This window comes from Candidatus Endomicrobiellum cubanum (assembly GCF_031278955.1).
GTDB classification, from domain to species: Bacteria; Elusimicrobiota; Endomicrobiia; order Endomicrobiales; family Endomicrobiaceae; genus Endomicrobiellum; species Endomicrobiellum cubanum.
Genome location: NZ_JAITJM010000033.1, coordinates 1 through 11244, shown reverse-complemented (window position 1 = coordinate 11244; position 11244 = coordinate 1). Strand labels below are relative to the sequence as shown.

Annotated in this window: 7 protein-coding genes and 1 pseudogene; 1 reads left to right on the top strand and 7 read right to left on the bottom strand. The window is 29.9% G+C overall.

Annotated elements, in window-relative coordinates; genetic code table 11:
• Positions 1-156: 156 nt before the first annotated feature.
• The 6 genes from LBD57_RS03090 to rfbD all read right to left on the bottom strand — a co-directional run bounded on the left by LBD57_RS03090 (position 157) and on the right by rfbD (position 10409).
• Positions 157-2520 carry a hypothetical protein gene (locus LBD57_RS03090; RefSeq protein WP_373469877.1) on the bottom strand — a complete coding sequence of 788 codons (2364 nt, stop codon included), beginning with the start codon at positions 2518-2520 and terminating at the stop codon, positions 157-159.
• 27 nt (positions 2521-2547) lie between these two features.
• Positions 2548-3579: an SPASM domain-containing protein gene (locus tag LBD57_RS03085; RefSeq protein ID WP_373469876.1), complete on the bottom strand. Its 1032-nt coding sequence runs from the start codon at positions 3577-3579 to the stop codon at positions 2548-2550.
• Positions 3576-5273 carry a methyltransferase domain-containing protein gene (locus LBD57_RS03080; RefSeq protein ID WP_373469875.1) on the bottom strand — a complete coding sequence of 566 codons (1698 nt, stop codon included), beginning with the start codon at positions 5271-5273 and terminating at the stop codon, positions 3576-3578. The genes LBD57_RS03085 and LBD57_RS03080 overlap by 4 nt, the downstream gene beginning before the upstream one ends.
• Positions 5273-8521 (bottom strand): glycosyltransferase, encoded by a 3249-nt coding sequence (locus LBD57_RS03075; RefSeq protein WP_373469874.1) that lies wholly within the window; start codon positions 8519-8521, stop codon positions 5273-5275. The genes LBD57_RS03080 and LBD57_RS03075 overlap by 1 nt, the downstream gene beginning before the upstream one ends.
• Before the next feature lie 166 nt (positions 8522-8687).
• Positions 8688-9557, bottom strand: a complete 870-nt coding sequence (gene rfbA / locus LBD57_RS03070; protein ID WP_373469873.1) for a glucose-1-phosphate thymidylyltransferase RfbA — start codon at positions 9555-9557, stop codon at positions 8688-8690.
• Entirely contained in the window at positions 9558-10409 is an 852-nt protein-coding gene (rfbD, locus tag LBD57_RS03065) for a dTDP-4-dehydrorhamnose reductase (protein ID WP_373469872.1), read from the bottom strand.
• A 320-nt stretch (positions 10410-10729) separates the two neighbouring features.
• Between rfbD and LBD57_RS03060 the strand changes: the two genes are divergently transcribed.
• Positions 10730-10912 carry a hypothetical protein gene (locus LBD57_RS03060; RefSeq protein ID WP_373469871.1) on the top strand — a complete coding sequence of 61 codons (183 nt, stop codon included), beginning with the start codon at positions 10730-10732 and terminating at the stop codon, positions 10910-10912.
• A 213-nt stretch (positions 10913-11125) separates the two neighbouring features.
• Here the strand turns inward: LBD57_RS03060 and LBD57_RS03055 are convergent.
• Positions 11126-11244 (bottom strand): annotated as a pseudogene (locus LBD57_RS03055) (glycosyltransferase); the annotation flags it as partial.

The following is an 11244-nucleotide window of genomic DNA, read 5'->3' as shown; positions in this document are numbered from 1 at the left end:
CAGATAATACAAGTGTAGAATTACTGCAAGTTTGGGAATGTGAGACTTTCTTTCAGCATTGCTTCGCGTCCACTCACAATGACACCAAATAACGCTTTTAAAAAGGTTGGCTGTTGGCTGTTGGCTACAATTTTATTCTCACTCATTTTTTGAATCCTATTGCAAGATTTTAGCACCTCTCTTGACCGGTAAACAGGATAGTTGATCTCGTAAATAGTTTATAACCTTGGAGGAATTATTGTACTTATCCAATCCCAATTTTCGTATCACCTTTAATCTTTTATATTTCATCGGATCTTTTTTTTCAATAAGAAGCTTATATAAGTTTTTTTCTAAGTCGTTTATATTCCATGATTGATAATAAACTTTCATTACTTCAATATTTATACAACTATAATAGTCACTCACACTTTCTATCATTTTACTACGTAAATGAATACAAGGGTTCCCTGTTGGCAAATATTCTACTAAAAATGAACCACAATCAGTAATTAAAACCTGAGAATTTTTAAAAAAATCAAAATAATCTCCATCGTAAAAAGCATCCCCAACCTTTTCCCATTCATTATAATAATTTTCTGCCTCAGTCTTAGTCATTACTTTTTCATGAACTAAATTATATTTTAGACTAGGATGCGGTTTAAAAAGCCAATTAAAATTTTTATGTTGCTGTGCAAATTCTAACATATATAACCCGCTCCATTTAAAAGTCCCGTACTTCAATATGCTATTTTCGGTAATAGAACTATGTGGAGCAAAAATTACATAAAATTTATTATTCCGATTATAGTGGCTTTTAAATGCATCTAGCTTAACATGCCCTGCAATATGCATCAATGACTTCCTGGATTTTAATAAAGGATAGAGCTGTTTTGCACTCCCTTTCACCACAAAATATTTCCACAGCTTCAAATAAAAAGACTCGGCTAATAAACGTATTATTTTGGGGGGGTCTGCGTATGCGTACGGAATATAACAAGTACGCGCAAATTGTGAAACATATTCCACTGTATATTTCGGAGGTAAGCACCAGGGTTGATCATAAAACACAACATCTGGACTAAGTTCTCTCAAATCAACAGATTGCTCATTGTCTTCATCATACCCTTTAAAGACATTTGAGTATAAACTCTTAAAAAAAATTAAAGATTTATTATAATCTTCCATAGTATGTTGTATATGCTTTATTACAACAACTATAGGTTCAAACTTATTACCATCACTTTCTAATTCTTTATACAAATGCGTAAAGTAATTCTTAGCAGGTTCTCTTACAATAAAAACAATTCTACTCTTTTTATTTTTTCTATTAATATTTGATACAGTTGTTCGTTGTTCGTTGTTCGTTGGCATATTTGCTAACTTAAGAATTCCAACAACACTATTTTCTAAGGAACGGTCGCATTTTTTACCAAAACAAAGTTTTTTGATCTTTTTTCTCCCTATCTTAAAATTATCATTTAACAGCAAATTTTCTACTGTTTTGACTAAGTGATCAGGATTATTTAGTATAGGCCCTACTTCTAATATTTTTTTATCATATCTTTTTGCTATATCATAGTTATATAAAGGCGTTAAACCTACAATCGGTTTAGACTCATCACATAATAAAGTTTCTGTCATAACTCCACTCTTAGAATCAATAAGTAATATATCTGCAATTGCAACCAATTCATGGAGTGGCACATTCATTTTTAATATGTGTGTCGATATTTTTTCAAGTTTAGTTATCCTTTCAAATTGATTAAACCTGTATGTTACAAAATTTTCTGGATCTTCGCGTTCATAATAACCATCTTTAGAGCCATGATAAGTCACATATATAGAATCATGAGGCCTTGTTATTAAAGTATACTTTTCTCTAAGGTCTAATAAAGCTTCGTAAAATAAGTCAATACTACTATGCTCATCCCAGGTCGGCATATACACTATAATCTTTTTATCAAAGCCAATACCATTTTTTTTTAATATCTCCTCTTTGCTTATATCTTTGCGAAGACACTCATCACATGAGATTATTCCATTTATGTTTACAATTCGCGATTTCGGAATATATTTTGAAATCTGACTTGTAGTGTATGGCCCGTGACTTAAAACCCCATCTAAATATAATAATGTACTTTTGTGTGCTGTAAAACCATGTTGTTGTATAAAGTTTACTCCATAAAGTATTTTTATATTACGTATATATTTTCTAGCATTTAGCAATGGAGCCTGTAATGAAATACAAGCATCTACACTGTAGTCTCTTATAAAAGTTAAATTTGGTATATTTTTACTTTTGATATATTCAGCAAACTTCTTATCATACAAATTTCCAAGTTCTTCCTCACTTGTAAGATAATAATTAACACTATGTCCTAACATACTAAGGCTCTTCCCTATAATTGATAAAATTTTATAATCATACTCCCCTAATATTTCAAATTCAAATTTTAACTTCTTACTATTAATATTTTGTCTATTAAATCGTAAAAAAAAATTTAACCACTTTTTACAATTTTTAGCCATTTTAATCATACCAGCTCCTCTTCAAAATCTCTATTATTAATCGCTTTCTTCTTTAATATATGTTCTAAGAATTGGACATAAATGTACATGCGGAGCAGAAAATATTTTCTTATATCGTATCATCATGGCTTTAAAACGCCTATGTTCAGGATGAGAAGGATCTAAAATATTTAAAGAATCGAAGTCACAAATGTTATTCCATTTTCTATAATTCCAAAATGACACTTCTATATTACATTTAAGACTATTGGCATAACTAACAAACATCGGCATTTCATAATAATTTACGTCTGTAACCACAAAAACTAATATGAAAATTTTTATTTTCCCAGATCTTTTCAAATATGAAAACCATTCTAAGTTTTTTCGAACAGCTTCAAAAGTATTTGTTCTCGTAAATAATCTATGCACTTTATCGGTACAGCTATGTACAGATACTTCTACTCCGTATAATTTCTTTAAATATTCATTACCGAACAATAAAGAAATATTTTTTTCATTAGACAAAGATCCGTTTGTATGTAACACAAACTGCATATTAGGGAACTTATTAACAATATCTTGAACTACATTTTGAGAAACTTTAGAAGCAAACAACTCTCCAGATCCCTCAACAACAACAACCTGACAATTTTGCAAAGCCTCATAAATGCCTTTATGAGGGAGAGCAATATAGTTTATCCCTTCTTTCATGTAGACCCTATCTCTGCAAGTCACACAGGCAAAATTGCAAACCCAATCTAAAGACAAAATAACCACAACCGGGAAGGGGGGGGGGTCTAGTTCTAGTTGGCCAGGTAAAAGAGTATCAATTAATAACCTACTTACATTATCATTTATGTTACAATGTTTATCCAAATCACATAAAGAATAATCTTTATTTATTATTTTGTTTCTTAAATACTTTGCTTTTTGCCCGTACCATATTTGTTCAAAATTTTGTTCATTTAAATTTCCGAAAATATAAGGCTTTTTGAAATGAGCTTGACAACAACTATAAACATCACCTCGAAAAGTTACTGTTCCTACATAAAACGGCATTGGACATACTGAACAGGACTCTTTCATATCTTTTTTCTCCCCGTCCAAGCCATAAACAGTCCCTCTTTTCCATCATTGTCATCATATGGAATATCTTCTAGTACACTAATTTCTATACTCCATTTTTTCATCAATTCAACCAAGTCTTTTTTATCAAACCATTGTTCCCAAGTGGGAGTCTGATACTTCCCCCAACATTCAATATTTTTATCAAGTATTAAAACCTTCCCTCCTGGTTTTGTAACTCTAAAAAGTTCTTCTATTGCATTTTCGATATCTATTGCATGCTCTAGTACTTCAACACAAAAAACAAAATCAAAAGTATTATCTTCATAAGGTATTTTAAGTATTGAACCAACTTTAGAATTAATTTCTGATGGAAGCCTTTGCAAAATAGACTCATCTAAATCTATTCCATAAGCTTCAACATCCGGATATTGTTTTTTTACTTCCTTTAAAATACGACCAAATCCACATCCAACCTCTAAAACTTTGGAAGACTTGCTGATATTATGTAAAACAGTAAGCAGTCTTCCATCGTTATTTTGAATTTTATCAACCAAAGGATATTCATCCGTAGTACTTTCTATTCCTGTAGAAGCAAAATGTGTAGATATTTTTAAAGATAGAGCATCAAGAAAATATTTATTCGCCCAAGAAATTTCATCTTTAGGATTATAATCTGCACCCTCTCCTTTACTTCCATACCAACCACCAGACTCATTTTGCATAGAACATGCAAAATCAAATGCTCTATCTGCTCTTTCTTTTTCTCTTAACTTATACCATATAATAGAAAACTGGAACAAACCAACTGAACAAACCCATTCAACATTTTTATACGCAGGCACAGCTCCGCTCTTTCTTTGTAATTTCGAAACTTTCTCCATAGCTTGTTTTACTAAATCAATTTCACCAAGATCCAACAAAGCGTCTAATATGTAAGCATAGAAATGAGAAAGTGTGTGAAAATCCAGTATCTTATTGATTTCACCTTTATAATATGAAAGAACCTTTTTAGTTATTTCAATATATTCTGGCTTATTAAATAACTTGCCAGCATCAACTAAAGGGGAAAGACAATATAAATGTATTAGCTCAGTAGTACTTGAAAGTTGCATTAGACTTCTATCTATAAATTGTAATCTTCCGTTCTCTTCAATTTTAGATATAATCCAATCACATCCCTTTAAGATACTATCTTTGACTTCTGGCATAATTGGATAAATAGCAATTAATCCTTTTAAAACCTGTGCTGTGTCAAAAATATAAGGACTGTTATCAAAATAATCAAACCATGACCCATCTCTATGTTGAATATTAACTAACCATTTTGCATACTGGATAGCCAGTTTGCGATGCCCCCAATTTAGTAATGAAGGTATAAAATATCCTGTAACTTCAGGATAGGCAATCCCTTCATATATATTAGACCCTTCAGAGGTTGATTGAACAACAATCCCTTTCTCAGAGATCGTATTGATATATATCCATTTTTTACTTTTATTATAAATATCTATTAGATTTTTATCAGACATAAAAGCTCCCAACTCCTGTTTTTGCTGTTCCAACTCCTGTTTTTGCTGTTCCAATATTCTCTCTAACACAAGTCTTTTCAACTTAATTTTTATTTTAAATCCAAACACTGTTATTACTTTATGAGTCCCCTCATTGCGAAACGAAAGTAAATTTTCTATAAAAGAATTTCGTTGTTTTTCCATTACAACCTCTCTTCAATTTCTGTAATTTTTTCAACAATAATAGACGCCCTTTTAGCCCAAGTGTTTTGACTTGCATACTCAAAAAGTTTATTTTTTATATTTTCATTCCTCCCTAGTTCTAAAGCTCTATCTATATTATTAATAAAATCATCATGATTCTTTGAAACTAGCACTCCTTCATACCCATAACACTCCACTAAATCTTTTGTAACAACAACTGGCTTTCTTGCAGCCATATATTCAAATAACTTTAACGGTGAAGTTGATTTTGCAATCTCCCCTTCACAAAATGGAATTGTACAAACATCAAATAAAATACTATATTCCCCTAGCTCCTTATATTCTTTCTGTCCCAAAAAATGTACATTACTTCTTTTATTTAGCTTGTGTAAACTGTCATTATAATCACAACCAATATATACAAAGTTGTAATTTGGCCTTTCTGCAGCTAATTTATTCAACAGCTCATAATCCAACCAGGGCGCCATTGCTCCGTAATAACCTATGATTGTCTTATTTTCATGTAAGATTTTCTCCATATCTTTAGGAATTTCAGCTGCATCTAAACTAAAATTTTCAATTTCTACTCCATTTGGTATTAACACAACTTTTTTCTCTGGAAACCTTAGGAGCATTTCTTTATATAAATTTTTCGCACTTGCAATTATTAAAACCGGGTCTATCTTTTCTAAATTATTAAATATTTCTAATATATCTTGTGTGTGTGTGGCGCCAAAAATTTGTTCTGAAATTCTATCAATATATGAATATATAATATGATTTCCCTTCTTCTTTAACTCCATAATCTCTTTTAGCCTAATTACACTTGTTGAAGAATATAAAACAATGTATGATTTGAATTTTTTGTTAGATTTTAATAAGTTACGAATACTTCTATTATCTGACACCTGCTCATTAATATCTAAATCTAAACCATACAAATTCTTTCTGTAATATAATATTTTCTTCAACCCAGAAAATGAAATACAGAAAATATTATTTTGTTTCTTCGCCATTTGTAAAACCATTTGTTGGGGTCTTTGAAATAGTGAATTTCTAAAATCGATTCCTATAAACAATAAATTTCTACCCTTCTTTTTATATAAGTGTTTTATCTCTTGCCCATGCTGTTTTATCTCTTGCCCATGCTGCCATAACTTTTTTTCCAATCTACTACTTCTATTCAATTTAATTTTTATTCCAAATAAACTTATTATCTTATGAGTATGTTCATTATAACCCTTCTTATAATTACTATTATTAAAAAATCTTTGATCCGCCACTCTATATTTGTGAACTTCCCATTTTATACCCCACTTACTCTCAAATAAACTTTTATTTTTCAAGAAAATCTCTCTAAATATGGTTTTATTTACTTTTGATAGACTCGCACTTCCGTGATGATATATAAAAACATCCTCTGCACAAACAATCTCAAATTTTTCCCCTTTAGCCCGCAAAGAATAATCATCATCCTCAAACATTCCAATATTAAATCTCTCATCCAAGTAACCAATAGAATTAAAAGTCTCTCTGCTCATACTAAAAGCAAACATAGCAAGAACTTTAATATCCCTATACTCCTCATTAAAATGTTCTCTTACGTATTTTTGTGCGAACTGCTCTATTTCTTTTAAATTACCCTTGGGGCAATCGTTTATTTGTGCTTCATTCCCTATACGATTTGTTACTGCTCCAACAATTCTTCTTCCTTTAGACAAATGACGAATAAATCCTGATAACCATCCATGCATAACGATTGTATCATTATTCAATAGTACAATATAATCTCCTGAAGCTTGTTGTAATCCAATATTATTGGCCTTTGCAAAACCTAAATTTTCATTATTTTGAATAAATTTTACATTGCCATATCGTTTTGCTAACTTCGTTAGATATTTCTTACTCCCATCATTTGATTTATTGTCGATAATTATTATCTCATAATTAGGATACATTGTCCTTTTAAAAATACTGTTTACGCACTTTTTTGTAAACTTTAAATTATTATATGTAACGATTATAATACTTGCTTTTTCATACAAATTAAGCATTAATTCTTCTATTTCTTTAATTCTCAAATTCCAACTTTGAGTTTTAGCAAACTTTATTTTTTCATCATAAGAAACTAATATATCTTTTTCTTGTACACATTTATCAATATATTCCGTGAATTTAGTATTTTCATTGGATAAATAAACAAACTTGTTTTCATATTTTAAAAGCTCTGGGATTCTAGTAGCAACTATTTTTTTACCTAAACTTAGATATTCATAGAATTTAACTGGATTTGTTGCTTTTATAAGGTCTAAATCTGATTTAAAGGGAATAATCGCAACGTCAAAAATCTTTAAATACTTGGGAAGATCTTTATAGTCTTTATGCCCTAATAATTTTACATTATCTAACGTCTTTAATCTTCTAATTTCCTGTTCGGTTTCCTTCTCAATATTGCCAATCAAAATAACTTCATATTCTGGTCTATTCTTAGCAAGGTAATATACCTTATCAAAATCAAACCAACTTGCAAGACATCCATAGTAACCAATTGTTGCAGCAACATCCTTAAACCCGAGCTCCTTTTTGAACATTGTTTTACTAATGTTCCTAGAAGCATACTTATTAAATCTTTCAAACTCTGTTCCATTTCTAATTAAATGTAATTTATTATTTACACTACAAGTTGAGGATACTAAAGGCTCTTTTTTTTCTTTTGCTAATATATCTGCTACTTTTTTATATAGATACTCTGATGTTGCTATCAACAAATCGGATTTATTTACTAAATTGTTTAGTTGATTTACTAAATTATTATCTCCTGGATGAAATCCTAAAAATTCATCCAAAACATCAAAAACAACCTTAATATTATATTTCCCAACCAAGTACTCTACCACATCTGCCCAATAGGGAAACTCAATAAAAATAAAAAAATCATAAATTCCTGTATCTATAATGTAATTATCTAACTGATTATAAATCTCTTGCAAAGATTCAATAGAAAGCATTTCCGAAATATGCTTATTCTGGGACTTTAAATTTATCATTCTAAGATTTTTTTTGATTTTGGTTATGTCAACTTTTATTTTATTAAAATTTGGATTAAAATAATGAACTTTATATCCATTTTCAGTAAAATAATTAACTATGTGTTGTGGCCTTTGATAATAATGAAAATTATAAGGAATTATTGAAAAAAATAAAATATCCATTTTTGGACAATATTGATTAATTTTTAATGACTTCATTAATTAGCTCTCTTTTTTAATAATTGATTTTATACTTGTTCTATATCCAAAGCTTGCTGTGAGGATATTCATAAAGTATACTTAAAACAAAATGTTTTCAAAACAATCTCTATGCTTTTATTTTAACTTAAACTAATACAAAATTATTCCCTCTCTTTTTTTAAAATTATTTGACAACATATTGAACATACTTATAATAATCATTATTCTTATATCTTTCCATATTACTTAATATTTCATCTTTTGGCACAAATTGCATATTATAAGCAATTTCTTCAAGACACGCTATTTTAGTACCTTGGTTAATCTCTATTGTTTGCACATATAAAGCTGCTTGTAAAAGAGCCTCTGGCGTGCCTGTATCAAGCCAACTAAAACCACGTCCTAAACATTCTACACTTAAAACATTATTTTGCAAATAAATATTATTTAAATCTGTAATTTCTAATTCTCCACGCTTTGAAGGTTTTAAACTTTTAGCATATTCAACTACTTTATTATCATAAAAATATAAGCCTGTTACAGCATAATTTGATTTCGGTTTTGCAGGTTTTTCTTCAAGCGATTTTACTTTGCCATTTTTATCAAACTCTATTATACCAAACCTTTGTGGATCTTTTACATTATAAGCAAAAACAGTTGCATTCCCTCTTATTATATTTTCTTTAGCCCGGTTCAAAATTCTTGAAAAATTAGCCCCATAAAAAATATTATCTCCCAAAATAAGAGCAACATTATCTTTATCAATAAACTCTTCTCCTAAAATAAATGCTTGTGCGAGACCATCTGGAGAAGGTTGTTCTTTATAAGACAAACTCAATCCAAACTGCTGCCCATTACCTAGTAAATGTTTAAAGTTCGGTAAATCCTGTGGGGTAGAAATAATAAGAATTTCCTTAATGCCTGCTAACATTAAAACAGAAAGTGGATAATATATCATAGGCTTATCATAAATTGGCAGTAGCTGTTTTGAAATCGACATTGTAATAGGGTATAACCTAGTACCTGCTCCACCTGCTAGAACAATTCCTTTCATTTAAATCCTCTTAGTTAGCATTAAGTAATTCCTTAATGCTTCTTTCCAACTTCTGTAAGCCCCTCCATTGTCCATAACAGAATATTTAGGACGTTTAGCTGGACGTGGAAATTCATTGGATGAACATGGTCTAACATTAACCTTTAATCCTGTCTGCATAAAAATCTCGCAGGCAAACTCATACCAACTTGCCTGACCAGTCCCACAAATATGATAAATACCATATGGTTTATTAAAAATATTTAAAATACCATTCGATAAATCAACTGTCCAAGTAGGACATCCAATTTGATCCTCCACAAGCTTTATTTCTGGTTTTTTAACAATTGAAAGTATTGTATCTACAAAATTGTTACCATAATATCCATAAAGCCAACTTGTACGTACAATATAATACTTTTTACAATATTGTTTAACTACTTCTTCCCCTTGTAACTTAGTTAAACCATATTTATTTAATGGATTTGTTTTATCTTCTGGTATATAAGGACTACTTTTAGCGCCATCAAAAACATAATCTGTTGAAATATAAACTATTATTATATCAAGCTTAGAGCAAACTTTAGCTACATTCTCTGTACCAACGACATTTATCATATACGCTGTATCATAATCACTTTCTGCTTTATCTACATTTGTATAAGCTGCGCAATGTGTTACAAAGTCAGGTTTTTTCTCATTTAAAAACTTTTCAACAACTTTAAAATCAGTAATATCTAAGTTGCTTCGATTTGTTTTTATAACCAGAAACCCTTCTTTTTCTAAAATATTGCATAAGTCTTGCCCCAGCATGCCTTGAGCACCTGTTACTAAAACTTTTTTTTGATTTTTTTTAAAACCTAACTTATCCATTAAGATTCTCCTTATCTTTCTTTTTTATGAATAAATCCTTCCTTTTTCCCTTTTACTGGTTAAGTCGGGTTTTAAAAAAAAGAAGGATTTTGCTCACAAGAAAAATCAACAGAGGTGGAAAGAAAACCCCAGAAATTGTGTACAAAAACCACCAAGAAGCATCTGATGTAGGAAATTGAGCAATAATATTGTTTATTATAACATCAATAAAATTAATTAATTTAAACGCAAGAAAATGTAAAGCCATTATATGGAACGAGTTCCTCCCTAAATAAATGATAAGCTTTGCAATATAATGGAGCTTCATTATTAGCTGGGCAATGTACAAATTAAAATATATTCCACTAAAAGTCACTAGCATTAATGTGAATGGGCTGGGCAATGGTTCAAAAAAAGCGACATGTATTTTAGCTTTAAAAGCAGCCCAACTTAATACCCCTAATGAAGTTATTGCTAAAAAGCCCGATAGTCTTATTTTATCCCATATAGTTTTACAAATATAACCCGTATGTACAATTGGAATTACCAATAATGATATTTCGAATCTCCATGGAAGAATACCTCTCCTGTTTATTATTAAGTACCCCAAACTTCCCAAAACTAAACTTAAAAATAATATTAAAATTTCTTTATATTTAATACATTTGATTGAAAGAAATCTAACAAAGCAATATAGTATCATACAACAAAACAGTGAAAGAACAAACCATACTGTCCCCCCCCCATTTGCTTTTACCAAATGCTCGCTTTATATTTTTATACTCAAAATATTTTGTTTTAAAACCAATCCATGGGAAAAGTCCCTTTGAAAATCTATTCCTCTCTTTTAAAAGCA

Coding starts and splice junctions, on each gene's coding strand:
- LBD57_RS03080 (WP_373469875.1), bottom strand. CDS start 5,273: ATGGAAAAACAACGAAATTCTTTTATAGAAAATTTACTTTCGTTTCGC.
- LBD57_RS03060 (WP_373469871.1), top strand. CDS start 10,730: ATGTACAAATTAAAATATATTCCACTAAAAGTCACTAGCATTAATGTG.
- LBD57_RS03085 (WP_373469876.1), bottom strand. CDS start 3,579: ATGAAAGAGTCCTGTTCAGTATGTCCAATGCCGTTTTATGTAGGAACA.
- rfbD (WP_373469872.1), bottom strand. CDS start 10,409: ATGGATAAGTTAGGTTTTAAAAAAAATCAAAAAAAAGTTTTAGTAACA.
- LBD57_RS03075 (WP_373469874.1), bottom strand. CDS start 8,521: ATGAAGTCATTAAAAATTAATCAATATTGTCCAAAAATGGATATTTTA.
- LBD57_RS03090 (WP_373469877.1), bottom strand. CDS start 2,520: ATGATTAAAATGGCTAAAAATTGTAAAAAGTGGTTAAATTTTTTTTTA.
- rfbA (WP_373469873.1), bottom strand. CDS start 9,557: ATGAAAGGAATTGTTCTAGCAGGTGGAGCAGGTACTAGGTTATACCCT.